Genomic DNA, 23,231 nt, shown 5'->3' with positions numbered 1-23,231 from the left:
GGCGCGTGGACCAGCGAGCGGTCGCTGTCTGTTACTGGGCCGCCGGCGCTGCCGCCGGCAACTTCGGTGCAACCGTTACCGGCTGCGCAAGCTTTTGCAGCAACGGCTTGGAGCCGGCTGCGTCGTCCGACAAGGTGGTCGTGGTGGAGTCGTCATGGTCCAGCGCCTCCTCCGACTTCTTGTTCAGCACGATGATGCTGATGCGGCGGTTCTCCGGGTCCATCGGATCCGCCTTGTTCAGGTTCTGCGTCGACGCGAGGCCGAGCACGCGCATCACCTTCGCCTCGTCCATGCCACCGGCGACCAGCTCGCGGCGCGACGCGTTGGCGCGGTCCGCGGACAGTTCCCAGTTGCTGTAGCCCTTCTCGCCGCCGGCGTACTGCGCGGCGTCGGTATGGCCTTGCACGATGATGCGATTCGGCACGTCGTTCAGCGTATGGCCGATTTCGCGCAGGATGTCGCGCATGTACGGCTCGACCTGGTCTTTCGCGGTCGCGAACATAGGCCGCTTCTGCGAGTCGACGATTTCGATGCGCAAGCCGGTCAGCGTCGAGTCGATGCGGATCTGCTGCTTGAACTGGCGCAGCACCGGATTCGCTTCGATCGCGGCCATCAGCTTGACCTGCAGATCGTGCAGGCGGACCTGCTCGCGGCGCTCCATCTCGCCCTGCAACTGCTTCATCGAGTCTTCGTTGTTGTGCGAGACGCTGCGCTCGGAACGGTTGTTCGAACCGTCGCTGGAGCGCGTCACGCCTTGCGCGTCGGTCGAGATATCGCGGCCGCCGCCCTTCAGAATGCTCGAGTCCTCCGCGCTGCGGTCACCGCCCCACAGCGTGATCTTCAACGGCTCGTTGAAGTAATCCGCAATGCCCTTCAACTGCACCGTGGAGGCCGAACTCAGCAGCCACATCAGCAGGAAGAACGCCATCATCGCGGTCATGAAGTCCGCATACGCGAGCTTCCAGGCGCCGCCGTGGTGGCCGGATTTCTTCGGCGCGGAGCGCTTGACGACAATGGCGCGGTCTTTGTCCTTGCTCATCGGTTCGGTTCCCGGTGCCCTTTATCTGACCTTTACTTGGCCTTGACGCGGCGCACGTGCTCTTCCAGCTCGGCGAACGACGGGCGTTCGGTCGAGAAGAGCACCTTGCGGCCGAACTCGACGGCAATCGCCGGCGCGTAACCGTTCAGGCTGGCCAGAATCGTCACCTTGATGCACTGGAACATCTTGGTCGACTCGGTCACGCGCTGTTCGGCGACGCTCGCAAGCGGCCCGATCAGCCCGTACGAAAGCAGAATCCCGAGGAAGGTGCCGACCAGCGCCTGGGCGATCATCTCGCCGAGCACCGCGGGCGGCTTGTCGGCGGAGGCCATGGTGTGCACCACGCCCATCACCGCGGCCACGATCCCGAACGCCGGCATTGCGTCGCCGACCTTGGTCAGCGCGTGCGCGGGCGCTTCGCCTTCCTGGTGGTGCGTCTCGATCTCCTCGTCCATCAGGCTTTCGATCTCGAACGCGTTCATGTTGCCGCCCACCATCAGACGCAGGTAGTCGGTCAGGAATTCGATGATGTGCTTGTCGGCAAGAATCTTCGGGTACTGGGTGAAGATCGGACTCTTCGACGGATCGTCGATGTCCGCTTCCAGCGTCAGCGTGCCTTCCTTGCGCGCCTTGGCCAGCAGGACGTACAGGAGCGCCATCAGCTCCATATAGACATCCTTGTTGTACTTCGCGCCCTTGAAGAGGGTTGGAATGACGCGCAGCGTCGCCTTGATCGTCTTCATTCCGTTACCCAGAATGAACGCGCCGACGCCTGCGCCGACGATCATCAGCACTTCAACGGGCTGCAGCAGCGCGCCGAGATGGCCGCCTTCCAGCGCGTAACCGCCGAAAACGGACAAAAGCGTCACGAGTGTTCCCACGAAAATCAGCACTGCCGAGCCCTCACAAAGAAGCGACGGTGACCGTCGTTAATCTGGTTTACGGCAACGAAGCGGAAAACTTTCGCGGAAAAGCGGCTCGTCGCTCCGGTTTAAAGCAGAGGCGGATGCGGGCGGTCCGGCTGGACCAGGCGTCGTGCGGACGGCCCGGAAAGGCCGCCGCACGGGAGATGGAAGGCGCACCGCGCACCGGCGGCCGACTTCCCGATCAAACTTCGAGAACGGCGAGGGTCTCGCGGGCCCGGGCGTCGGCAAATTTCTTTGTCTTACCCGCGCGCGACGGCGGCTGGCACAGTCCGCAGACGAACGCGTGCTGCGGATCGTGCGCGTGCGCGACAAAATGGCCCCCGCAACGGCAGCAGGCGGTCATTTGCAACATCCCGGAGTCGAAAAATCGCACCAGCGTCCAGGCGCGCGTGAGGCTGAGCACGGGCTCGTCGTCGTGCAGCTGGACGTGTTCCAGATAGAGCCGGTAGCTCTTCACGATCGACTGGATCGTCAGGCAGCCGCCATGGCCGGCCATGAACCGGTAGATGTTGTAGAACAGCGAAGAGTGAAAGTTCGGCTGCCAGGTCATGAACCAGTCGGTCGAAAAGGGCAACATGCCCTTGGGCGGCGAGACCCCTTTCAGTTCCTTGTATAGCTTGATGAGCCGGTCGCGCGACAGACTGGTTTCCGCTTCCAGCAATTGCAAACGCGCGCCAAGCTCGATCAGTTCGATTGCCAGGGTAATTTCCCTGACTTCGAGCACAACACTCTTATAGGCCATCCGTTTGCGTGTCCCCCGTCCTGATCGCTTTGTTTGAAATACAACGAGCCATCAGCCGAGTTGCTCGACTGGCTGGCTTGCCATCAGGATCGCGGAATGCGCTTGGGCCACGGCGCTGGATTTGCCTTTATCCGCCAGAGCGGACAGCACGGCATGGTCGTCGAAACGGAAACGGCACAACACCTGATTGGACGCTGCCAGCTTGACGGTCTGCGCCAACGACAGGTTGGCGAGCACATCGGCTAACTGGTCCGAAATCCCCATGCGAAACATGCCCATCGGCTTGTCTTCGCGCAGTAGTCGCTGGGCGAGCAGGAGATAAGACAGGTTAACTTCTCTGATCTCATTGAGCATATCGCTTGTCGCGCTCATGATTCCCCCGGGGTGTATCTGGCTGGTCAGGCCGTTACGGAAACGTTTGCTCGAACGCGCGCACTGAAACCGCACGAATCGGCTCGTTTCTGGTCTTGCGAGCATTGTGGCGAAAGGGGGGGCGGACGAAAATCGGACAGACACCCAGCCTGATTGACGGATTAATCCGTCATTGTTGTAGGAATTTTTCCTACAAGAGCCGGGTCAGTGAGCGGATTGATGGAACCCCATAGACGCAATTTGGAACTTTCCATGCGCCTTGGTGAGGTTGCTGCTGGCAATGTGAACCAAATGGTGAGTCTGATTGACTCGCTGTCCGCACCGTGCAGCGGTGAGGAAGAATTATAAGACGTTTTCACTTCTCTGCAACACACCGCGTGTAGGCGCCGTTCTGTCTATGCCGGGCCCGCGCCTTGCTGATTGTTTCGCAGCGTTCGCGGCCATCCATACGTCCACACGACGTGTAACGGACCATGTTTCGCGCTGTAACAACATTAAGCGTTTGAAAAATAACTCGAATTAGCGCGGCCGATCCCGATAATGAAGCTAAGGGATAACCCGATGCAGGTTCGGAGCACCCCCGGGCGGCGGCTTACCGCGCCCAACCGTCCGTCAGGCATTCGCTCCTCGCTCTACCCGAGCGCCGCTGTGCGATGCCGTTCTGTTCAGGAGAAAACGCATGCGAATCGCACAAATTGCGCCGTTGTATGAAGCTGTCCCGCCGAAACTCTATGGTGGCACCGAACGCGTCGTGTCGTATCTGACCGAAGCGCTTGTCGACCTTGGCCACGACGTCACGCTGTTTGCGAGCGGCGACTCGGTCACTTCGGCGAACCTCGACGCCTGCTGGCCTCGCGCGCTGCGTCTCGATCCGACAATCCGCGACGCACTGGCTCCGCACGTGCTGATGATGGAAAAGGTGCGCAAGGTTGCGCATGAGTTCGACGTGCTGCACTTTCACCTCGACTACATGCCATTCCCGCTTTTCACGACGATGGACACGCCGTTCGTGACGACGCTGCACGGCCGCCTCGACTTGCCCGAACTGCAACCGGTGTTCGATGCGTTCTCCAACGTGCCGGTGGTCTCGATTTCCGATTCACAGCGCGCGCCGCTACTGCAAGCGAACTGGCTGAACACGATTTACCACGGTTTGCCGGAGCAACTGCTCACGCCGCAAACCCACAAGAAGCCGGAATACCTGGCGTTCCTCGGCCGTATTTGTCCCGAAAAGCGCGTCGATACAGCTATCAAGATCGCTGCACAAAGCGGTTTGCCGCTGAAGATCGCCGCCAAGGTGGACAAGGCCGATCAGGAATACTTCAAGCGTGAAATCGAGCCGCTGCTGTCGCAGGCGCACGTGGAATTCGTCGGCGAGATCAATGAGGCGCAGAAGCCCGAATTCCTTTCCGGCGCCAAGGCGCTGCTGTTCCCGATCGACTGGTCGGAGCCGTTCGGCCTCGTGATGATCGAATCGATGGCTTGTGGTACGCCGGTGATCGCGTTCAACCGTGGTTCGGTGCCGGAAGTGATCGACCACGGCGTGACGGGTTACATCGTCGAAGACGTGCAAGGCGCGGTCGCGGCGCTGCAACGCCTAGACGAACTGTCGCGCACTGAAATCCGCGCCCAGTTCGAACGCCGCTTCAGTTCGAAGACGATGGCCCAGAATTACGTGGATGGCTATTCGGCACTGATCGAAGCGACGCGCCGGCCGGTATTGCGCCAAGTCGCGGTGGGCTAAAACGCCGCGTTCATGCGGCTGGGCAGTTTTCGCCCAGTCGCTCGAGTATCGGAATCCGCCGCGCGCAGCTTTTCCGATTGGCAGATCAATAGTGGGACAAATTGTCGTGTGAATCGTTTGCGCAAGCGGTAAGTTCAGGTTATCCCGCTTGTTTGTCCAGAAAAGCCGCCCCTCGAGGGCGGCTTTTTTTAATACGGGTATGGATGCGCTTCCATCGCGGATTAGCCCTCAGCGAATAAACACCGAATGCCAATAGACCTTCAGTTGGCTTTCGCCGCGGCCGGCAATCGGCTCAAGCTGCGCCAATCAGAAAGCGCTCGCGATTCTTACCGATGATCCACTTGGGCGGTTTGCCGCGCCCGCTCCACGTATTGCCCGACTTGGGATCCTGGTATTTCGCCGGCAGCGGCGCCTTCTTGGGCGGGCGGCCGCGCTTGGCGGCGACCGCAAAGCCGAGGTCCTGCGCTGTCAGACCGTATTCAGCGATCTTTTGGCGGATGTCGGCGACCACATTGTCGATTTCAGTACGGCGCGCTTCTTCTGCTTGTGCCTGCAATTTGGCGATCTGCGCCTTGAGGTCTGCATATTGAGACATTCCGGTTCTCCCCTTTTCTAGAACTCATTGGCTCGCAGACTAACTGCAATTATAAAAATTCGCAATGGACAAGAATACCGATTTAGCAAGATATCCTCTGATAATTATTAAGGCCGGTGAATTGTAAAACGGTATCTTTATCTCGCAATAAAAAGGTAAAGGCGACACCACATTGACAATTCTTGACACCTGATTTGGCGGGTCTTCCCTAGAATTGCGCGTTCAAGGCATGCCGACGGACTTGGCCGCGCGTGCTAGCGGAAGCATCAATCTTTTTAGGATTACCAATCATGCAGCTGTCAAAACGCCTTGCCGCCGAGTTGTTCGGCACTTTCTGGCTCGTGCTCGGGGGCTGCGGCAGCGCTGTCCTCGCCGCTAACTTCGCCGGCCCGGTCCACGGTCTGGGCATCGGCTTCGTGGGCGTGTCGTTCGCGTTCGGCCTGACGGTGCTGACCATGGCTTTTGCGATCGGCCACATTTCAGGCTGCCATCTGAATCCGGCGGTGAGCGTCGGCCTGACCGTCGCCGGCCGCTTTCCGGCGCGCGACCTGCTGCCGTACATCGTCGCCCAAGTGATCGGCGCGGCGCTGGGTGCGCTGGCGCTGTCGCTCATCGCGTCGGGCAAGCCCGGCTTTGACCTCGTCGCCAGCGGCTTCGCGAGCAACGGCTATGGCGAACGCTCGCCGGGCCATTACTCGCTCGCTGCGGCGTTCATTTGCGAAGTGGTGATGACCGGCTTCTTCCTCTTCGTCATTCTCGGCGCGACCGACAAGCGCGCGCCGGCCGGCTTCGCACCGATCGCCATCGGCCTGTGCCTCACGCTGATCCACCTGATCTCGATCCCGGTGACCAACACGTCGGTGAATCCGGCGCGTTCCACCGGCCCGGCCCTCTTCGTCGGCGGTGCGGCGATGGACCAGCTGTGGCTGTTCTGGGTTGCGCCGATCCTCGGCGCGGTGATCGCGGGCGTGTTGTACCCGGTCATCGCTGAAAGCCGCAGCGGCAATTCACAGAAGCTGGCGCTCGACTGATCCTCGCGCGCTGTCATACAGGCAAGCAAAAGCGGGCGCCACGGCGCCCGCTTTGCTTTGCCGCCGACTGCGCCGACACCTCGACAAGCGCCGCGACGGTTCGCTCGTCGCCGCTGCTAGAATTGTGCGACTTCCCAAGCTCGCACAGGTGCTACCTATGAAGCGTTTCCGCGGATTCCTGCATGGCGTCGCACTCTCCGTCGTGAGCTTGTGCGCGGGCGTGTTGGCGCTGCCCACTGCGCATGCGGCCGACGGCCAGACGGAAACGCTCATATTCGTGCGGCATGGCGAGAAACCCGCCAAAGGCTACGGCCAGCTCAACTGTCAGGGACTCAACCGCGCGCTGGCCTTGCCGGCCGTGATCGCGGCCAAGTTCGGCAAACCGGATGCGATCTACGCACCCGATCCCGGCCAGCAAAAAGACGACAGCGGCAAGCCCTACTACTACATCCGGCCCCTTGCGACGATCGAGCCGACCGCCATCCAGTTCCAGATGCCGGTGCAAACCCCCTATGGTTTCGCTCAGATCGACCAGCTCGGCACTGCGCTCGTCAATCCGGCCAATCGCAACAAGCTCATCGTCGTGGCGTGGGAGCACAAGCTCATCGTGAAGCTATTGCGTCAGATGCTGAGCGCGCATGGCGGCAATGCCGCGGATGTTCCGAACTGGAAGAGCGACGACTTCGACAGTATCTATATTGTTCGCCTCGACTGGCAGAACGGCACCGCGCGCGCCAGCTTCAAACATGATCGCCAGGGGTTGGATGGACGCGCGACCGATTGCCCTTGTGCGGCGCTGCCGGGCGCGTCGGCGGCGGCTGGATCGACGGCTTCCTCGAGCGCGGCAGATTAATTGGGTAATACAGATGTAAGCCGCAATTACGCAGGCGTCCGCCGGATTTGGTTAGAACGTGGCGCCGAGCGCGCCTGGCTACGGTTCTATGGGCCGCGGACCTATGCACGGCAGGGCTTTGACGCGACAGTGCATGGTTCGAGGCTCATTCGCGTCCTGCTGTTCACGCCTTTCAAACCCTGCGACGATGCTTGCAGTCCGTAACATCTCGTCGCAGCACCTATCGACGGGAGTGCGTAGATTGGTCCTGTGCGACAAACATACGTCGCCTCACAGGAGAACAAACATGAAACGCATCGTCACTCACTTGCTGGTTGCCGCAGGACTCGCAGCGGGCGCATGCGGTGTCGCGCAAGCGCATACGGATCTGAACATCGGCCTGTCGCTCGGCGCACCGGTTTACACCCGCCCGGCTCCGGTCTACGCGGCGCCGCAACCGGTCTACTACGGCAACGGCGGCTGGGACCACCGCTACGATCGCGGCGACTACTATCGTGGCGATCATCGATATGATCGCAACTGGAACCACAATGACCGCGGCTGGGGGCACGATAACCGGGGCGACCATGGCGACCGCGACCGCCGTGGCGGATGGCACGGGTAATCTTTTGGTCGGTCAGCGGTTCAGCGGCTAATAAGGCGGTTTGCTGGCCTCGGCCAACCGTCGGCGCGCAACGCCTCCGATAACCGCAGGAACCGTAAGAAAGAAGCCTCGCACGAAGAAACGGGCCGCGTCCATGAGGATGGACGCGGCCCGTTTTCATTTCCACTCACTAGGACATCAGTTCGTCGTCGAGCGAGAAAAGCTTGCGCAGATGGTGCGCGACGCCCGCTTCGAAGTTGTTGCCGATGCGCGGCACGTTCGGCAGACGCGTCATGAGGTCGGGATTGGCGTTGTTCATCATGAACGGATGGCCGGCCGTCTCCAGCAGATCGATGTCGTTCATGTTGTCGCCGAAAGCGACGCATTGCGAGGCATGGACGCCGAGGCGCTCGAGCACGATCTGCAGCGCGCGGCCCTTGGATACGTTCGCCGTCATCACTTCCAGGCAGTCCGGCAGCGAATAGGTCACGTACAGGGCGTCGCCGAATTCGCGCGCGAGATTCGCCGCAACCTGCGCGAGATCGGCGGGCTCACCAATGTAGAGGGCTTTCGCGATGTCGACGCCGTCGTGTTTCGGCAGATCGGTCACCTCATAGGTGAAGCCCGAGTCCTGGTGAAACTTCAGCAGATCCGGTGCGTCGCGGTCGATCAGCCACGCCTGATCGGCGAACAGGTTGACGATCACGCGGCCATGCGTGCCGGCGATTTCCGGCTGCACCAATCTTTGCACGATGGCCGGAGGCAGGTCGTCCGCATGGATCACCGTGTTGTCCGGCGCGTGGATACGCGCGCCATTCGACGTGATCAAATACGGACTGATGCCCAGCAGGTCGCGAATACCGGCGACGTCGCAATAATGGCGGCCCGTTGCAATCACGAACCGCAACCCGTCGCCCTCAAGCTTGCGCACGGTGGCGACCGTGAACGGATCCACCTGGTGATCCGCGTTGAGCAGCGTGCCGTCGAGATCCGTGGCGATGACTTTGTACATGGTGTGAGGAGTCGGGCAGCGTCAAAGCGCGTATTTTACCGTTGCCGGCCGCATTCGCCGGAAAGCGGCCGCCATGCCCGGCGATTCCCAGCCCCGACGGCATGACTCGGGCGCGCCGCGGCTCGCCGTTTTAGCCGCTGACGCGAGCCGCTTCGCGCTGTGCCAGCTGCAATCCGCCGTGCGCCGAGTCGGCCAGCGGTTCGCGCAAACGCGCCTGATAAATCTGGGGCACGTACTCGCGCAGCGGCGCGCCGAGCCCGCCGCACAACGCGACCGGCAGGCTCGTCGAGGGATCCAGCGCGGCGATCATCTTGCCCACTTCGACGCCAGCCTCGCCCAGCAAACGCGCCGCGAACGCATGCTTGCGGTGGGCGATGACGATCGGCGCCAGCCTCGCATACGCCGTCTGATTGGCTTCGCACAGCCAGACGACGAGGCTGTCGCGGTCGTGCGCGCCGGTGTGGGCGATCAGCGCCTGCGCCAGATCGTCGTTGGGACCGCGCCCGTCGAGCGCTTGCTGCGCATGCACGATGGCCCGCAGTCCAAGCCATGCGCCGCTCGCTTCGTCGCCTGACGGGAAGCCGTAGCCGCTAACCTGGCGGCATTCGCTTTCGCCATCCAGCACGGCCGCCACGCTGCCGGTGCCGAGCGCGACGATCACACCATGCGCGCCGCCGTGCGCGCCCAGCAAGGTGGTGTAGGCATCGCTTTCCACGGCGAGTCCCGCTAGCGCGGGCGCTTGCGCGCGAAACGCTGCCAGCCAGTCGCGATTGTTGACGCCTGCCAATCCGCAGCCGAGCACGCAGCGCGACCAGTCCAGCGCCATGCCGGCACTTGCAAATGCGTCGCCGCAGCCGGCCGCGATGGCCTGCCACGCACGTTCGACGCCGAGTCCCAAACCCGACGGCCCGCTTGCCGCCTGTGCCAGCTCGCGGCCTTGCGCGTCGCCGAGCACGACCCGCGTGCCGCTGCCGCCGCCGTCAATGCCGATCAGAAAGAGGTCTTTGTTCATGGAATCGAATGGGTTCCGTGGATGAATAACGCATAGCGTGGCAGGTCGGTTTCAATCCGGCAATTGGCCGAACGGCCAGCTTGCAGTGCGCACCGCTTCGGCTATGCTGGCGGGCGACATCACAACGCAGGAGCGCGACAGTGACACAGCGATGCAACTGGGTATCGAGCGAAGCGCTCGCACAGTATCACGACACCGAATGGGGCGTGCCCTCGCGCGACGACCGACATCTGTTCGAGATGCTCGTGCTGGAAGGCGCTCAGGCCGGCTTGTCGTGGTCGACGATTCTCAACAAACGGGCCGGGTATCGCCGCGCTTTCGCGGACTTCGACATCGCGAAGGTGGCGCGGTTTACGCCAAAGCACGTGGAGACGCTGGTGAAGGACGAAAGTATCGTGCGCCATCGCGGCAAGATCGAGGCGGCCATTACCAACGCCCGCGCCGTTCAGCAGATTCAGGCCGAACACGGCTCGCTCGCCAACTTCGTGTGGTCGTTTGTCGATCAAACGCCGATCCAGAACGATTGGGCTTCGTACAAGCAGGCGCCTGCGTCGACGGAGATTTCGGACGCCCTGAGCAAGGGGCTGAAGCGCTACGGCTGCAAGTTCGTCGGCTCGACGATCTGTTATGCGTTCATGCAGGCGGTCGGCATGGTGAACGACCACGAGGCGAGTTGCATGTGCCGCGCGCGATGCGCAGCGCTTGGCAAGAAAGGACGTAATCGCAAAGCGGGCTAAGGCGCCCGGTATTCACCCGCGCTTAGTGCCGCTGTTCTAACAAAGAAGGGCGGCTCAGGGAAACTCCCAGGCACCGCAGCGCGTGTCCGGCCATTACCTTGCGACGCAAGGCCGGGAGGGCGAGAACACGACGCACCATGTCGCCGGATCCAGCGCGGTGCGCTCATCCGGTAAAGCCCTGCTGCGCTTCCGGGGTATGTCGGTCGTTATACGGTTATGAGCTGCGGTTGCGGCAGTCGGCGAACCCCGTGGCATGGGGAGCATCGTGGAAAACGAGCCAAACCCGGGAATTGGCGGCGTTTCGCCGTGTTAGTCCGGGCTTCGCCGAACGGAGCACGCCCGATACTGCTGGTCATGCGCTCAGACAACGAATAACCGCTGCGCAACGCCCCGGGAGACCAACCATGAAAACTCTTAACTTCCTGACGCAACAGGAGATTTTCGACCAAGCCGTGGGTCATTTGTTGAGCCAGAAGCGCGCCGCGCTGCTGCCGCGCGGCGGCGGGGCTTATCGCGGCTATTGCGGCGGCTGCCCGGTCGGCAGCTTCATCAAGCCGCGCGACTATATGACTGCGATGGAAGGCATCCCGGTGCGCTTCATCGGCAAAACGCCGGCGGAGATGCCGGCGTACATGGACGTCGGCGTGTCCGCGCTGAAGAAGGCACTCCTGCGCTCACGCATCAATGTGTACGATCCGGCCACCGTCGACCTGCTCAGTTGCCTGCAAAACGTCCACGACGTATTCGGCACCTGGGAATGGCTTGAACGCCTAAGCTCGATCGCCCGCCAGTTCGGCCTTTCCGCCGACCGCCTGAAAAGCGCTGCATAAACCGATTCCCCGGGATACCGATGCGGCGCCGGCGTCGCAGTGCACCCACCATTAGCCATCTACAAGCGCGCCCCAAGGCGCGCGAGCCACGCGGGCCGCGTTGGCCGCCCATTTCAGGCTAACCGCTCCACCGCACGCCCAAAAAGCAAAACGGCGATGTGGCTTCTTTCGAAGCTCACACCGCCGTTCGGCCGTGCGGAAAAGCGTGCTTAGTGCAGCTTTTTCGGCAGCATCTGGCTGCGCAGGCGCTTGTGCAGGCGCTTCACAGCAGCAGCCTTCTTGCGCTTACGTGCCGTGGTCGGCTTTTCGTACGATTGGCGTTCACGCAGTTCAGCGATCAGGCCATTCTTTTCGATTGCGCGACGAAAGCGGCGAATCGCCACTTCGAACGGCTCGTTTTCTTTCAGAAGAATCGTCGTCATTTAATTCCTAACTCAATCACTTGATAGGGGTAAATTGCGTGGCGGCATACCGCTCACGCGCCGGCCCTCCGGTCGTTTCAGTTCATGGCCAGTAACAGGCAAACGCGGGTAAAACCCGGCCAAACCACGAATGAAACGAGAGGCAAAGCGGCCACGGAGGCCGGAAAAGAGAGGTGGGGAGTTCACCGCGGAACGCGGACAGACACAATGCAAAAGCCGCGTCTGCTGCCGTTTCGCCAACCTTTCATCAACGAAAAAGCATTGACGAAACAGGCAAAGATCTCAATTCACTCCCGATGATATCAGGAAACTCCCCATCCTACCAGGGGTTTAGGGATTGCGCCAGGTCGCCTGCCGCGCCTTCAGACGCTCGCTTCGTCCAGTTCGCGCATATCGGCGCCCGTCAGCATCAGGTGGACGGCCGCCGCGAGACTTTCGAGCTGGTCGACCGACGTCGCGCTGGCAATGGGGGCCGTAACGCTCGGCCGCGCGATCAGCCATGCCAGAGCGACGGTGGCCGGCGTGCTGCCATGCGCCTCGGCAACCCGGTCTAGCGCAGCGAGAATTCGCAAGCCGCGTTCGTCCAGATACTTTTCGACCCGGCTGCCGCGCGCCTTGTTGGCCAGATCCGCCTTCGAACGGTACTTGCCGGACAGAAAGCCGCTCGCCAGACTGTAATACACCACCACGCCAAGCTGATTGGCGAGCGCCACCGGTTCGATGTCGCGCTCATATTCCGTGCGGTCATACAGGTTGTACTCCGGCTGCAGCAGTTGATATTCAGGCAGGCCATGCTGGCGGGACGCCGCGAGCGCCTCCTCGACCCGCGCGCCGCTGTAGTTCGACGCCCCGATCACCCGCACCTTGCCGGCCTCGATCAGCTTCTGATAGGCGCCGAGTGTTTCGGCGAGCGGCGTTTCGGTGTCGTCGTCGTGAGAAAAGTAGACGTCGATGTAGTCGGTTTGCAAGCGCCGCAGCGAATCCTCGACCGCCGCCTGAATGTTCGCCGCCGATAACCCCTTGCGTTGCGGATGCTTCGAGACCTTGGTGGCGAGCACGATCTTGTCGCGCTTGCCGCTCTGACGAAACCACTTGCCGATGATGGTTTCCGATTCGCCGCCCTGGTTGCCGGGCACCCATGCGGAATAGACATCGGCGGTATCGATAAAGTCGAGACCTGCGTCGACAAACGCATCCAGAATCGAAAACGAGGTGGCTTCATCGGCAGTCCAGCCGAAAACATTGCCGCCGAACATAAGCGGAGTGACCTGTAATTCCGAACGCCCAATCCTTCGCTTTTGCATGATTTCTCCAAGGTTTGTCACAAGAGAAAAGGAGAATACGCCGCCTTTTCAATACTTGCAGCGCGTCTGCCGAGCAAGGCTGCAAGCGGCTTTCAGCGACATTGCAATAAGCCCGCATGGAAAACGTTTGACTCGCCATTGCACAAAGTCCCCTCAAGTTTTTTTTAGTGGGGCCGTCAACCTTCACTGAGGCGGCCAGCAATGAACGAGTGCTTCCGCCGATGCCAACGTGGCGTATTGGGCTCAAGGCTTATTTAGGAGATCTTCCATGCTCGGAATCAATAGCAACATCAACTCGCTGGTTGCACAGCAAAACCTTAATGGCTCGCAAAGCGCCCTTTCGCAAGCCATCACGCGTCTGTCGTCGGGCAAGCGCATCAACAGCGCGGCTGACGATGCAGCAGGTCTGGCAATCTCGACTGGCATGCAAACGCAGATCAACGGCCTGAACCAGGGCGTGTCGAACGCGAACGACGGTGTGTCGATGATTCAGACGGCATCGAGCGGTCTGAGCCAGATCACGGCCAGCTTGCAACGTATTCGCCAGCTCGCGGTGCAAGCTTCGAGCGGAGGCCTGACGGCTGATAACCAAGCATCGCTGCAACAGGAAGTTGCGCAGCAAATCGCTGAAGTGAACCGTATCGCTTCCCAAACGACATACAACGGCAAGAACATTCTGGACGGTTCGGCAGGTAGCGTGTCGTTCCAGGTCGGTGCAAGCGTTGGCCAGACGGTTAACCTGAACCTGACGCAAAGCCTGTCTTCCGCAACGCTCGGAGGCGGCAAGGTGCAGGCAGGCGCAACGCTCGGCTCGATCGCCGTGTCGGTCGATTCGGCAGGCGCAGCATGGGTCAACGGCACGAGCGCAGGCAACGAGATCACCCAGATCAACGTGCTGTCCGACGGCAATGGCGGCTACACCTTCACCGATCAGAACAACCAGCAGCTTTCGACTGCCGCTGGCGGCGCCGTCCAAACGTTGTTCGGCGCCACGCCGACGACCGGCTCGCTGACCGCTGCTGCCGGTGGCGCCCTGGATCCGACAACGGCTCTGGCTGGCATCAACGCCAACAATGTGGCTGGCGTGACCTCGGGCACGGTGCTGGGCACGATCGGTGGTATCAGTATCGACTCGAAGACCGGTGTGGACATCGCTGGCGCGAGCCCGTCCAACGCGATCACCTCGATCACGGCGAAGTCGGACGGCAGCGGTGGCATGGTTTTGTTCGATCAGAACGGCACACAGTTGTCGGCTAGCGTCACGGCGGCGGTCTTTGGCACCTCCGCCAACGCGGTTGCCGGCCCCCCCGTTGCCCCCGCTACGCTGGCATTCTCCGGCACCATCGGCGCTGCACCGGCCAGCAACTTCGGCACGATCGCAGCCAACAACGCGCCGCCGACGGTCTCGAACATCAACATCAGCACGACGACCGGTGCAAACCAGGCAATGGAAGCCATCGACAACGCGCTGACGACGGTGAACAACATCCAGGCAACGCTGGGTGCAGCACAAAACCGCTTCACCGCAATCGCCACGACGCAGCAAGCTCAGTCGACCGATCTGTCGCAAGCTCAGTCGCAAATCACCGACGCCAACTTCGCACAAGAAACGGCGAACCTGAGCAAGGCGCAAGTGCTGCAACAAGCTGGTATCTCAGTGCTAGCCCAGGCGAACTCGCTGCCGCAGCAAGTTCTCAAGCTTCTGCAGTAAGGCTTCACGCAGTAAAAACATACGCGCCGCACATAGCGCGCGACGCGTATGCGATAGTTCGAGGTTGACGGGAGGCACGGCCTCCCGCTCTGCATTCCAAATAAACACCTACGCCTTACTGACTCACCGACGCCCGGAGCCGCTCCATGTCAACCGTCTCGACAGCATCAACCGCTGCCGCCACAACCGCAGCCAACAATGCCGCGCTTCAGCAGGCAGCACAGTCGATCATCAGCGGCTCCACAGGCAACTCGTCGCTTGATGTCTCCTCGCTGGTCACAGCGCTCGTCAACTCGAAGACGGCCGGCCAGCTATCGGCACTGACCGCCCAAAGCACCGCGGACAACACCAAGATCTCCGCAATCGGCACGCTCAAGGCCGCGCTGGCGGCATTGCAAGCCAGCCTGACCAACCTCGCGAACGGTACGACGCTCGCGTCTTACACCGCGACCGCGAGCGGCTCGGGCCTCACCGCAACCGCCGGCGTCGGCGCAGTGGCGGGTAGCTACTCCATCTCGGTCCAGCAGATCGCGCAGGCTCAAACAATTTCCTCGGGCGCGTTCAGCCCGATCGCGCAGATCGGCACCGGAACGTTGAACGTCTCGCTCGGCAGTCAGACGATGAGCGTCAACATCGACTCGACGAACAACACCTTGAGCGGCATTGCCGCGGCCATCAACTCCGCGACCAACAATCCGGGTGTGTCGGCGACCATCGTGACCGGTACGGATGGCGCGCACCTGGTGCTGCGCTCGACCACCACCGGCGTCGCGAACACCATCAGCGTCTCTTCAAGCAGCACGGGCCTGTCGAGTCTCGGCGTGACCTCGTCGCCGGCGCTCTCGTCGAACACGTTCGGCTCGACGCAGGAACTCGGTAGCGGCACGCTGACGTTGGCGCTCGGCAGCAACTCGATGAGCGTCAACATCACTTCGCCAAACGACACGTTGAGCGCTATTGCCTCGGCCATCAATGGCGCCGTCGGCAATCCGGGCATCAGCGCAAAGGTTGTCACCACCTCGAGCGGCTCGCAACTCGTGCTGAGTCCGACGAGCGGTGGCACCACGGCCATCACCGCCAGCGTGAGCAACGTATCGGGCGATAACGGAATCTCGAGTCTTGGCAGCATGGCGACGAGTTCGTCGGTCACGTCGGCGAGCGGCGGCAACTGGACCCAAACGCAGTCCGCGCAAGATGCGCTGTTTACGGTTGACGGCACGTCAATCAGCAGCTCGAGCAACTCTTCGACCACCGCAATCGCAGGCGTCACGTTGAACCTGACCGCCGCCGCGCTCGGCACCACGTCGTCATCGGGCACGACCACGGGCAATACCCAGACGCTGACCATTGCGTCCGACACGACCTCGGAAGTCACGGCGATCACCAACTTCGTGAGCCTGTACAACACAATGGTCACGACGATGGGTACGCTCACGTCGTTCGACGGCACGCAGGCGCAAGGCTCGCAAGCGGGCCCGTTGCTTGGCGACTCGATGGTCAACACAATCCAGAATTCGCTGGCGAGTATCGTCAGCGGCGGTGTGAATAGCAGTACCACGTCGCTCTCGCTAGCCTCGATCGGCATCACGTTGAACGCGGACGGCACACTGACGTCGGACAACACCGCACTGACTGCCGCACTGACCAACTCGTCGTCGACCGTTGCGGCCTTGTTCAACCCGACGACCGGCATCGCCGCCAAGTTGAACAACAGCATCACGACGTTCACGCAGACGGGCGGTATCATGGATACCGAAACAACCGCGATCAACGCCGACCTGACCAGCATTGCGGCTCAACAAACCTCGCTGAGCGATTACACCGCCCAGCTCACCAGCCAGTACCAGGCGCAGTTCACCGCTCTGAACACCTTGATGGCGACGATGAACAACAACTCGCAGTATCTGACACAACTGTTCGGCGGCTCGAATAGTGCCGGCGCGCTGGCAAACGGCAAGAACTAAGCCGAAGAGGTGATCTGACATGACATCGCGTGAACAGGCCGAAGGCCTCCTTAACTTGACACAGGCGATCGGGCACGCCGCGCAGCAGTCCGACTGGCCGGAGGCCGCCCGGCTGACCGAGCAGCGCGCCCCTCTGCTCATGTCGCTGACGGGCGACGTCGACGGCGAGACGCTCAAAATCATGCGCAGTATTCAGGCGATCGACGCAGCCGTGATGGCGATGGCGGCGAACAACAAGGAAAAGCTCGATGCCGACTACAACCGGGCAATGCGCTCCGCGAGCGCCATGAAGGAATATCACCGCGTCGCGATGCTCTGATCGCGGCACGGCAAAAAAAAGAATAACAATAACTACACCTGGTGTACTCGTTCGTCTCACGCCCGCCTCGCGCGGGCGTTTTTGTTGGTGCTCGCGACCGAATTAAGGGCATTTCCCGACGCTGCTCGGCGCTTTGGCGTTTACGACGCGCCCATAAACTCATTCGGTCGACACCGTCGTCATTCGCCGACGCCATTGGAAATAGCCGCCTCATATCCGGCGTCATTCCGCAGGCGCTCCTCGCCAGAAGTCCGGCGAAAGCCCTCAGGCAGGACGATGCGCACCTTGCCGCCCGCCTCGCGTGGTCTTGACACTATTACCTCTCCTTGCGGCGACGACCTATGAGACCTGCACTGAAGCACACACCCAACAAGAAGGATCCGTAGCACGGTGGTACGCCAGGGTTACTGAAAAGTCGCGTTGACCGACAGTTGCACCGCATTGCCCTTCGGCCGGTTGCTGGTGTTGAATTCGTTGACCCACCGCAGCGCAGCCGACACGGGCGTCTTCTGGATCTTGCCCGACCAGGTGACCATCGGCCCGAGGCCCACCGCATGCCCCTGACTGCCGCCGAGGACGTTCGCAATGCCGCCGGTGTCATGACCGATCTGCTGGATATAGCCGCCCACCACGCCGACGCCCCAGCCGTTGCCGAAGCGCTTGAGGGCCAGCAAATCGAGCACGCTGAGCGGCGCGTTGTGATAGTGGGTGTCGCTGTTCGGCGTGTAGAACTCGAGGCCATAGTTCAACGACAGCTCGATGTCCTCTTTCGGAAGCAGTTTCGTATAGGCGATGGTCGGCGTGAAAGTCCACGTGTTCTGCCCGGCATTGGCGAGCCGGTTCGGGTTATACGCACCGGTCGGCGCGTAGATCTGCACGCTCAATGCGACATGATCGGTCTTGGTCAGGTGATAGCCGGCAATGACCGGCGTGAAGAAGAAATCGGCGAACTGCGTGCCGTGGTCGTTCGGCAAGCTGCCGTGAAACGACGAGATGTTGGTGTACTGAACCGGCACGCCGAACGACGACGCGAAGTTCCAGCCGCTCGCGGTGATCCCCCATGTCTTGACCGCGGCGAGGATGGTGTATTCGGCCGTCGCGTTGACGCCTGCCGTGACCTGTCCAGCGATCGGAATCGACTTGCTAGCGCCTAACGAGCCTTCGTAATAGATCGTAGCGGCTGACACGATCCAGTCGCTGGTGGGCGGCACGACGCCGCCGTATGGCGTGACCTGCATGCCGGTGATCGGGCGGCCGATGCCGCCTTCAGTCGCCCACGCTGTTTGGAAAAGACTCACGCAAACGGTGCTCAGAAGCGCGCCCTTGCACAATCCGGCAACGAGTCGCCTGGCTGCGAGGAAACAGTTAGGTTGACTCATGATCGTCCTCATTGAATGAAAGTTCGGCATTCTCATTCCTGCGGAACCGCATCTGGGCGAGCTGCTTCGGCGAGCCGCACCGCGCGCGTTGGCGTCCGCGTCGGGCTTCGCGCACAATTGGCGGCGGTGGCCGGCGCGCTCGTCTGCGCCGCCGCTTGCAAGCACGGCAACACGATCAACGCCAATCCGGCGATCCAAGCCTGGATTCCCGCGCGTTTTAAGGACAGCATCGAGAAAGTGCCACGGAAGATTTGCGGCACGCCGATCAGGCTGTGCGGGCCAAGCGGCACGGTGGGTCGAAGCAGCAGGTCGTTGGTGTGCGCACTCGCGCCGAACACACTCGGCGTGTAGTAATTCTGGAGATTGAAAGAGGCAGCGAGATTGAGCGGGTTATTGCTTTTATTAGCGTCGTCGGCGGATGCCTGAGAGAAGCCCGGCGACGGCATGAACGCGGCGGCGCATAACGCCCCCACCCCAAACGCGCAGTTGTAACCCATTATCGAGCCTCGTTTTACGGGTATTTCTTATAGGCGATGAGGCGCGCTATGTCACTTGAACGATCTGGGAAGGCGGTGCAGCTTGATACAGGCTTTGCATGAGCGCTCCTTGAAACGAGAAACGCCGCATCAAATGAACCATGCGGAAAGAAGAAGATTCACCACGCTGGCATCGTTAGGAATACTAGCAACGATTCTGGAAGTGACAGAGATAAATTTGTAACACGGCCGAAAGCCAGGCCCATTCGCGTTCAATTTCCCGCTTATTCGATTGGCATTTTGTTGTGGCCGGACAGGCTCGACCGTCATGTCGAAAAAATCCCACAACGGCTGCAATAACCGCGCTGGCCCATTAGACTGGCGCTCGCTCAAAGTTCGACCCACCGCTTTCGATGAGGCTTTCATGATTCGCACGTTGCATCGATATTGCATCGCCTTCACCGTTGTCCTTCTTTCCGCTTGCTCCGTGACGCCGCGCCAGGACGAGGTATCGCAGACCGGCACAACGACGGCCGCCGCGTTGGCGTCATGGAACGACACGAAGACCAGACGCTCGCTCGTCGACTTCGTTACGCTGGTGACGACGCCCGAGTCCAAGGACTTCATCCCGCGCGCCGACCGGATCGCCGTGTTCGATAACGACGGCACACTGTGGCCGGAGCAACCCGCTTCGGTACAACTGGTGTTCGCGCTGCAACGGGTGAAGACGGTGGCCGGGCGGCATCCGGAATGGAAGCGCCAGGAACCGTTTCGCTCGATCCTCAAAGGCAATCTCAAGAATGTGGCGGCAAGCGGCGACGCCGGCTCGATGCGGGTATTGGCGGCGGCGCACGCCGGCATGACGGGCGATCAGTTCGCCGCACTCGTGCACCAATGGTTCGATTCGGCGAGCGACCCACGCTTGAACCGGCGTTACACCGATCTCGCGTATCAGCCCATGCTCGAGTTGCTCGCCTATCTGCGCGCGAACGGCTTCAAGACCTATCTGGTGACGGGCGGCGACGTCGAGTTCGTCCGCGACGTGGCTCAGCGCATGTACGGTATCCCGCCCGAGCAGGTGATCGGCAGCACGGTCAAGTACCGGTACGGCCAGACTAACGGCGCGGTCTCGCTGGTGCGCCTCGCGCAGGTCGACACGCTGGTCGACGGCTCGGCCAAACCGCTGGCCATCGATCGCGTGATCGGCCGACGTCCGGTGATGGCGTTCGGTAACGCGGACGGCGACGCGCCGATGCTCGAATGGACCTCGGCAGGCGACGGCCCGCGCCTCGCCGCGCTCGTGCATCACACGGATGCGGAGCGCGAATACGCGTATGACCGCGCGGCGAAGAGCGGCAAGCTCGACAAGGGTTTGGACGAGGCCGGCGCGAAGGGCTGGCTCGTCATCGATATGAAAGATGACTGGAAGACCGTGTTCAAGCCGGACAGTGCGACGACGGCAGTGTCGGCGTCGACCACGCCTGCAAAGAACTGAGCGTGAAACGCAGAAGGCCGCTGGTGAGCGGCCTTCTGCGAATGTTCGCCTGGTTCGCGGTGACTGGCTGAGCAGCGCGCCTAGCGAGTCAGCGTAATCGCCAGATACGCGGCGTACAGCACGCCGCAAACCAGCAGCGCCCAGACCGGCACGCCGCGCTCGCGCACGTTGATGCGCAGCCAGGCCGCGGCAGCGAGCGTGATCACAATGCCGGTCACCACTTCGATGCGCGGCACCCACGGCGTCAGCAGAATACCGATCGCGGGCAGCAAGGTGCCCTGGAACACCATTGCACCGGTGATGTTGCCGAATGCCAGCGTGTCCTTGCCGCGGCGAATCCACAGAATGCTGTTGACCTTCTCCGGCAACTCGGTGGCGATCGGAATGATCAGCAGCGAGAGCAGCAGCGGCGACACGCCGAGCACCTGCGACACGCCGCGCACACCATGGATGAAGCCTTCCGCGCCCCATACCAGCAACGCGACGGCGAGCGCCAGTTGCACCGCGATGGTCGCGAGGTTGGTCGGCACACCGAGGCGCGAGATCAGCATCTTGCCCGGCGCTTCGGTGCCGTGACCGGCATCGACTAACTGATTGGATGCGCGGAAGGTCATCACCACATAGGTGACGTAGACGCCGACCAATGCCACGCTGAAAAGCGCCCGCACGATCATCTGGTCGTGCGGCACGTACATCGCGGCGGCGGCCAGCACGAACGCGCACAGGAAATAGTTGAGGTCGCGCGCGAAGCCCGTGCGTTCCGGCGCAACCCAGCCGCGCGCGCCGCGCGAGCCGAGAACTGCGAGCGTCATGAGGAAGGTGGAGAGGGTGGAAAGCATCAGCGGCGCGCCGAGAATCGCGCCGACGCCGATCTCCTGATTGACCGCGCTATCGCTCGTGCCGCCCGCGATCGCGAGCAGCGGCACGAGGGTCTCGGGCAACGCGGTGCCGACGGCGGCGAACAGTGAACCCGTCACGCCTTCGGAGATCTTGAGGCGTTCGCCTAGATGCTCGAGCGCATTGGTGAAGAGTTCGGCCGCCACCAGAATGATGACCAGCATGATGGCAAGTTCGAACAGGAGACCGGTCATGCGCGGAGCTCCGCAAACACGCAGAGGCGCGGCGGATGGACTGGGAGGGGGCAACGATTTTTCACAGGGCAACTCCGCGGTCGGACGCAGATGACAACCAATGACGCACGCCCCCGTCCGACCGGAACGAAGCAGTGCGTCAATGGTCTCGCCAAACCGACCCGGTCGAACGCGCCATGACCCGCAGGTCAAGTATGTTGACGCGCTCTCCTTCAAAGGATGAAGGAAGGCTACTCCCCAGTGACCGGGCGATTCTAACGGCAAGGGACGCTTTCAACAACCTTGTTGCGGCGAAGGCGTTTGAAATATGGCGCTTAAAGCGCTAACCACTCGGCCGCGAATCGAACGGGTTTAGTTGAAGTGATATTGCACGCCGATTGTGAAACTGTTATTTGTTCTTTTGGTGCCGTCGTGATTGCTGGTGTCGGTTGTCCATTCGCCCACTGCGCTTACGTGTTTGGCGAACTTATATTCGACGCCTAGACCCCAGTGGAAACGTACATCCGGCCAGTCTGTCGTCAATCCAGCACGTACATATGGCATGAACTGATTGAACGGCATGCCGAATTTCGCATCGATCCCGCCGTCTTTATATGTTGCCGAGCCGTGATGCAAATCAGCGAAAGCCTCGGCGCCCAGCACGAAGCGGTTGACATCGAAGTTGTATCCAGCTGTGAAACCGGGGAAAACCGTGGTGTGCGACGATTTGTTGACGACGCCCGAAGCATCGGAATTATTCACGCCCACCTTGAAACCCACATAGGGACCCGCAAACTCGCTCACGCCCGTTTCAGGAGCCACTGATTGCGCGTGGACGAAATTGGATAGCATCGTGATCGATGCGGTTAGAACCAGCCGGGTTATTTTGTGCATGACCTGCGAAATAAAACAATCGGCGCGCGAATACTTTCGCAACACCTTTATTGATCAGGGAAGTGGATGTCGAAATACCGCTCCGGAATATCCACCCGTTATGCAATTTGCAGACCAATGCATGCTAATTATGCGGATAGGATGCGGCAATGCGAAATTTCCGCTGACAGACGCTCACACTTCCGATTTCTTAATCGAAGCGCAGATACGGCGAACGTTTTTAGGACGATTCCGCCGATGTGCACGAGATCGTGGGCGGTCGCCGGTGAGCTATGCGCGGGAGTATCGGATGTTGGGGGCGTCCGTCGGAACACGACGAGACCGTAAAAAGACAAAAGGGCTCAGCGCATTCTTCTGTCTGTCTGTGTAAGCCCTGGAGCGAGATCGACTCTTTATGGTGCGCCCGGCTGGGATCGAACCAGCAACCCCTGCCTTCGGAGGGCAGTACTCTATCCATTGAGCTACGGGCGCTTCAACACGAAAGCGCGGCAACCAGAGCGGATGCGACGCCAAAGCGAGACCGGAAGGATACCCGGTTTCGGCCACACCGTCCACCGGACGGCCGCAATGGCGGTATCCGGCGCCTTTCGGCCGACTCTCACGATGCGGGTAAACGCCTGCTGAACACCGCGCCGCGCCCCTCGCCGCCGTCGAAATGTTGCGTCTATAATCGTCCTGGCTGATTAAAGAACAAGAAGTTGCCGTCACGCTGTACCGCTCA

At 61.3% G+C, this 23,231-nt stretch carries 24 protein-coding genes, 1 tRNA gene and 1 riboswitch; of the genes, 10 read left to right on the top strand and 15 right to left on the bottom strand.

Going from position 1 to position 23,231, the window contains the following annotated elements:
• Positions 1 to 31: 31 nt before the first annotated feature.
• From motB to flhD, 4 genes are all read right to left on the bottom strand, one after another.
• A complete protein-coding gene (gene motB, locus RI103_RS00480) occupies positions 32 to 1,039 on the bottom strand; it encodes a flagellar motor protein MotB (RefSeq protein WP_310813553.1) in 1,008 nt (335 codons plus the stop codon).
• Between the two features lie 32 nt (positions 1,040 to 1,071).
• The gene (gene motA / locus RI103_RS00475; protein ID WP_310813552.1) at positions 1,072 to 1,932 is read right to left on the bottom strand and encodes a flagellar motor stator protein MotA; all 861 of its coding nucleotides are present in this window, start codon (positions 1,930 to 1,932) and stop codon (positions 1,072 to 1,074) included.
• Positions 1,933 to 2,146: 214 nt separating this feature from the next.
• Positions 2,147 to 2,707, bottom strand: a complete 561-nt coding sequence (flhC, locus tag RI103_RS00470; RefSeq protein WP_310813551.1) for a flagellar transcriptional regulator FlhC — start codon at positions 2,705 to 2,707, stop codon at positions 2,147 to 2,149.
• A gap of 51 nt (positions 2,708 to 2,758) precedes the next feature.
• A complete protein-coding gene (gene flhD / locus RI103_RS00465; RefSeq protein ID WP_013589958.1) occupies positions 2,759 to 3,079 on the bottom strand; it encodes a flagellar transcriptional regulator FlhD in 321 nt (106 codons plus the stop codon).
• A gap of 679 nt (positions 3,080 to 3,758) precedes the next feature.
• On the opposite strand from flhD, the gene RI103_RS00460 reads away from it, so the two are divergent.
• On the top strand, positions 3,759 to 4,823 hold the full coding sequence (locus tag RI103_RS00460) for a glycosyltransferase family 4 protein (protein WP_310813550.1): 1,065 nt from the start codon (positions 3,759 to 3,761) through the stop codon (positions 4,821 to 4,823).
• A 292-nt stretch (positions 4,824 to 5,115) separates the two neighbouring features.
• Here RI103_RS00460 and RI103_RS00455 read toward each other — a convergent pair whose 3' ends face one another.
• Complete coding sequence (locus tag RI103_RS00455; protein WP_310813549.1) at positions 5,116 to 5,418, bottom strand: H-NS histone family protein; 303 nt, start codon at positions 5,416 to 5,418, stop codon at positions 5,116 to 5,118.
• A gap of 290 nt (positions 5,419 to 5,708) precedes the next feature.
• Between RI103_RS00455 and aqpZ the strand changes: the two genes are divergently transcribed.
• The 3 genes from aqpZ (at position 5,709) to RI103_RS00440 (ending at position 7,906) form a co-directional block, all read left to right on the top strand.
• Positions 5,709 to 6,449, top strand: a complete 741-nt coding sequence (gene aqpZ / locus RI103_RS00450; RefSeq protein ID WP_310813548.1) for an aquaporin Z — start codon at positions 5,709 to 5,711, stop codon at positions 6,447 to 6,449.
• A gap of 157 nt (positions 6,450 to 6,606) precedes the next feature.
• A complete protein-coding gene (locus RI103_RS00445; RefSeq protein WP_310813547.1) occupies positions 6,607 to 7,302 on the top strand; it encodes a histidine phosphatase family protein in 696 nt (231 codons plus the stop codon).
• A gap of 286 nt (positions 7,303 to 7,588) precedes the next feature.
• A complete protein-coding gene (locus RI103_RS00440; protein WP_310813546.1) occupies positions 7,589 to 7,906 on the top strand; it encodes a PXPV repeat protein in 318 nt (105 codons plus the stop codon).
• Positions 7,907 to 8,075: 169 nt separating this feature from the next.
• On the opposite strand, the gene RI103_RS00435 is transcribed toward RI103_RS00440, so the two are convergent.
• Both RI103_RS00435 and RI103_RS00430 read right to left on the bottom strand, forming a co-directional pair.
• Positions 8,076 to 8,897, bottom strand: coding sequence for a Cof-type HAD-IIB family hydrolase (locus RI103_RS00435; RefSeq protein ID WP_310813545.1), 822 nt, complete (start codon positions 8,895 to 8,897; stop codon positions 8,076 to 8,078).
• Between the two features lie 130 nt (positions 8,898 to 9,027).
• Positions 9,028 to 9,909: a BadF/BadG/BcrA/BcrD ATPase family protein gene (locus RI103_RS00430; RefSeq protein ID WP_310813544.1), complete on the bottom strand. Its 882-nt coding sequence runs from the start codon at positions 9,907 to 9,909 to the stop codon at positions 9,028 to 9,030.
• A gap of 140 nt (positions 9,910 to 10,049) precedes the next feature.
• Between RI103_RS00430 and RI103_RS00425 the strand changes: the two genes are divergently transcribed.
• A complete protein-coding gene (locus RI103_RS00425) occupies positions 10,050 to 10,646 on the top strand; it encodes a DNA-3-methyladenine glycosylase I (RefSeq protein WP_310813543.1) in 597 nt (198 codons plus the stop codon).
• Positions 10,647 to 11,050: 404 nt separating this feature from the next.
• Positions 11,051 to 11,476, top strand: coding sequence for a hypothetical protein (locus tag RI103_RS00420; protein ID WP_310813542.1), 426 nt, complete (start codon positions 11,051 to 11,053; stop codon positions 11,474 to 11,476).
• A gap of 209 nt (positions 11,477 to 11,685) precedes the next feature.
• Here the strand turns inward: RI103_RS00420 and rpsU are convergent, their stop codons facing one another.
• Both rpsU and RI103_RS00410 read right to left on the bottom strand, forming a co-directional pair.
• Positions 11,686 to 11,898 (bottom strand): 30S ribosomal protein S21, encoded by a 213-nt coding sequence (gene rpsU, locus RI103_RS00415; RefSeq protein WP_006050883.1) that lies wholly within the window; start codon positions 11,896 to 11,898, stop codon positions 11,686 to 11,688.
• Positions 11,899 to 12,260: 362 nt separating this feature from the next.
• Positions 12,261 to 13,202, bottom strand: coding sequence for an aldo/keto reductase (locus tag RI103_RS00410; protein WP_310813541.1), 942 nt, complete (start codon positions 13,200 to 13,202; stop codon positions 12,261 to 12,263).
• Between the two features lie 268 nt (positions 13,203 to 13,470).
• Between RI103_RS00410 and RI103_RS00405 the strand changes: the two genes are divergently transcribed.
• From RI103_RS00405 to fliT, 3 genes are all read left to right on the top strand, one after another.
• On the top strand, positions 13,471 to 14,913 hold the full coding sequence (locus RI103_RS00405) for a flagellin (RefSeq protein ID WP_310813540.1): 1,443 nt from the start codon (positions 13,471 to 13,473) through the stop codon (positions 14,911 to 14,913).
• 146 nt (positions 14,914 to 15,059) lie between these two features.
• Positions 15,060 to 16,877 carry a flagellar filament capping protein FliD gene (gene fliD, locus RI103_RS00400; protein WP_310813539.1) on the top strand — a complete coding sequence of 606 codons (1,818 nt, stop codon included), beginning with the start codon at positions 15,060 to 15,062 and terminating at the stop codon, positions 16,875 to 16,877.
• Positions 16,878 to 16,896: 19 nt separating this feature from the next.
• A complete protein-coding gene (fliT, locus tag RI103_RS00395; protein ID WP_310813538.1) occupies positions 16,897 to 17,196 on the top strand; it encodes a flagellar protein FliT in 300 nt (99 codons plus the stop codon).
• 404 nt (positions 17,197 to 17,600) lie between these two features.
• Here the strand turns inward: fliT and RI103_RS00390 are convergent, their stop codons facing one another.
• The 3 genes from RI103_RS00390 to RI103_RS00380 all read right to left on the bottom strand — a co-directional run bounded on the left by RI103_RS00390 (position 17,601) and on the right by RI103_RS00380 (position 19,477).
• On the bottom strand, positions 17,601 to 18,575 hold the full coding sequence (locus RI103_RS00390; RefSeq protein ID WP_310813537.1) for a transporter: 975 nt from the start codon (positions 18,573 to 18,575) through the stop codon (positions 17,601 to 17,603).
• Positions 18,576 to 18,607: 32 nt separating this feature from the next.
• Positions 18,608 to 19,072 carry a hypothetical protein gene (locus tag RI103_RS00385; RefSeq protein ID WP_310813536.1) on the bottom strand — a complete coding sequence of 155 codons (465 nt, stop codon included), beginning with the start codon at positions 19,070 to 19,072 and terminating at the stop codon, positions 18,608 to 18,610.
• Between the two features lie 129 nt (positions 19,073 to 19,201).
• Positions 19,202 to 19,477, bottom strand: coding sequence for a hypothetical protein (locus tag RI103_RS00380; protein ID WP_310813535.1), 276 nt, complete (start codon positions 19,475 to 19,477; stop codon positions 19,202 to 19,204).
• On the opposite strand from RI103_RS00380, the gene RI103_RS00375 reads away from it, so the two are divergent.
• On the top strand, positions 19,476 to 20,546 hold the full coding sequence (locus RI103_RS00375) for an HAD family hydrolase (protein WP_310813534.1): 1,071 nt from the start codon (positions 19,476 to 19,478) through the stop codon (positions 20,544 to 20,546). The two genes, RI103_RS00380 and RI103_RS00375, sit on opposite strands and share 2 nt — an antisense overlap.
• An 80-nt stretch (positions 20,547 to 20,626) precedes the next feature.
• Here RI103_RS00375 and RI103_RS00370 read toward each other — a convergent pair whose 3' ends face one another.
• The 3 genes from RI103_RS00370 to RI103_RS00360 all read right to left on the bottom strand — a co-directional run bounded on the left by RI103_RS00370 (position 20,627) and on the right by RI103_RS00360 (position 22,981).
• The gene (locus RI103_RS00370; RefSeq protein WP_310813533.1) at positions 20,627 to 21,637 is read right to left on the bottom strand and encodes a sodium:calcium antiporter; all 1,011 of its coding nucleotides are present in this window, start codon (positions 21,635 to 21,637) and stop codon (positions 20,627 to 20,629) included.
• A gap of 82 nt (positions 21,638 to 21,719) precedes the next feature.
• Positions 21,720 to 21,888, bottom strand: a riboswitch (yybP-ykoY riboswitch).
• A gap of 100 nt (positions 21,889 to 21,988) precedes the next feature.
• Positions 21,989 to 22,510 carry an outer membrane beta-barrel protein gene (locus tag RI103_RS00365; RefSeq protein ID WP_310813532.1) on the bottom strand — a complete coding sequence of 174 codons (522 nt, stop codon included), beginning with the start codon at positions 22,508 to 22,510 and terminating at the stop codon, positions 21,989 to 21,991.
• 395 nt (positions 22,511 to 22,905) lie between these two features.
• Positions 22,906 to 22,981 (bottom strand) — tRNA-Arg (locus RI103_RS00360).
• Positions 22,982 to 23,231: the final 250 nt, after the last annotated feature.

Origin of the sequence: Paraburkholderia sp. FT54 (assembly GCF_031585635.1) — a bacterium.
Classification (GTDB): domain Bacteria; phylum Pseudomonadota; class Gammaproteobacteria; order Burkholderiales; family Burkholderiaceae; genus Paraburkholderia.
The sequence above is the reverse complement of the archived record's forward strand: the minus strand, read 5'-3'. Positions and strand labels throughout refer to the sequence as shown.

Excerpts from the sequence above, each read along its gene's own strand:
- motB (WP_310813553.1), bottom strand. The coding sequence starts at position 1,039 with ATGAGCAAGGACAAAGACCGCGCCATTGTCGTCAAGCGCTCCGCGCCG.
- flhC (WP_310813551.1), bottom strand. The coding sequence starts at position 2,707 with ATGGCCTATAAGAGTGTTGTGCTCGAAGTCAGGGAAATTACCCTGGCA.
- flhD (WP_013589958.1), bottom strand. The coding sequence starts at position 3,079 with ATGAGCGCGACAAGCGATATGCTCAATGAGATCAGAGAAGTTAACCTG.
- RI103_RS00460 (WP_310813550.1), top strand. The coding sequence starts at position 3,759 with ATGCGAATCGCACAAATTGCGCCGTTGTATGAAGCTGTCCCGCCGAAA.
- RI103_RS00455 (WP_310813549.1), bottom strand. The coding sequence starts at position 5,418 with ATGTCTCAATATGCAGACCTCAAGGCGCAGATCGCCAAATTGCAGGCA.
- aqpZ (WP_310813548.1), top strand. The coding sequence starts at position 5,709 with ATGCAGCTGTCAAAACGCCTTGCCGCCGAGTTGTTCGGCACTTTCTGG.
- RI103_RS00445 (WP_310813547.1), top strand. The coding sequence starts at position 6,607 with ATGAAGCGTTTCCGCGGATTCCTGCATGGCGTCGCACTCTCCGTCGTG.
- RI103_RS00440 (WP_310813546.1), top strand. The coding sequence starts at position 7,589 with ATGAAACGCATCGTCACTCACTTGCTGGTTGCCGCAGGACTCGCAGCG.
- RI103_RS00435 (WP_310813545.1), bottom strand. The coding sequence starts at position 8,897 with ATGTACAAAGTCATCGCCACGGATCTCGACGGCACGCTGCTCAACGCG.
- RI103_RS00430 (WP_310813544.1), bottom strand. The coding sequence starts at position 9,909 with ATGAACAAAGACCTCTTTCTGATCGGCATTGACGGCGGCGGCAGCGGC.
- RI103_RS00420 (WP_310813542.1), top strand. The coding sequence starts at position 11,051 with ATGAAAACTCTTAACTTCCTGACGCAACAGGAGATTTTCGACCAAGCC.
- rpsU (WP_006050883.1), bottom strand. The coding sequence starts at position 11,898 with ATGACGACGATTCTTCTGAAAGAAAACGAGCCGTTCGAAGTGGCGATT.
- RI103_RS00410 (WP_310813541.1), bottom strand. The coding sequence starts at position 13,202 with ATGCAAAAGCGAAGGATTGGGCGTTCGGAATTACAGGTCACTCCGCTT.
- RI103_RS00405 (WP_310813540.1), top strand. The coding sequence starts at position 13,471 with ATGCTCGGAATCAATAGCAACATCAACTCGCTGGTTGCACAGCAAAAC.
- fliD (WP_310813539.1), top strand. The coding sequence starts at position 15,060 with ATGTCAACCGTCTCGACAGCATCAACCGCTGCCGCCACAACCGCAGCC.
- fliT (WP_310813538.1), top strand. The coding sequence starts at position 16,897 with ATGACATCGCGTGAACAGGCCGAAGGCCTCCTTAACTTGACACAGGCG.
- RI103_RS00390 (WP_310813537.1), bottom strand. The coding sequence starts at position 18,575 with ATGAGTCAACCTAACTGTTTCCTCGCAGCCAGGCGACTCGTTGCCGGA.
- RI103_RS00385 (WP_310813536.1), bottom strand. The coding sequence starts at position 19,072 with ATGGGTTACAACTGCGCGTTTGGGGTGGGGGCGTTATGCGCCGCCGCG.
- RI103_RS00375 (WP_310813534.1), top strand. The coding sequence starts at position 19,476 with ATGATTCGCACGTTGCATCGATATTGCATCGCCTTCACCGTTGTCCTT.
- RI103_RS00380 (WP_310813535.1), bottom strand. The coding sequence starts at position 19,477 with ATGAAAGCCTCATCGAAAGCGGTGGGTCGAACTTTGAGCGAGCGCCAG.
- RI103_RS00370 (WP_310813533.1), bottom strand. The coding sequence starts at position 21,637 with ATGACCGGTCTCCTGTTCGAACTTGCCATCATGCTGGTCATCATTCTG.
- RI103_RS00365 (WP_310813532.1), bottom strand. The coding sequence starts at position 22,510 with ATGCACAAAATAACCCGGCTGGTTCTAACCGCATCGATCACGATGCTA.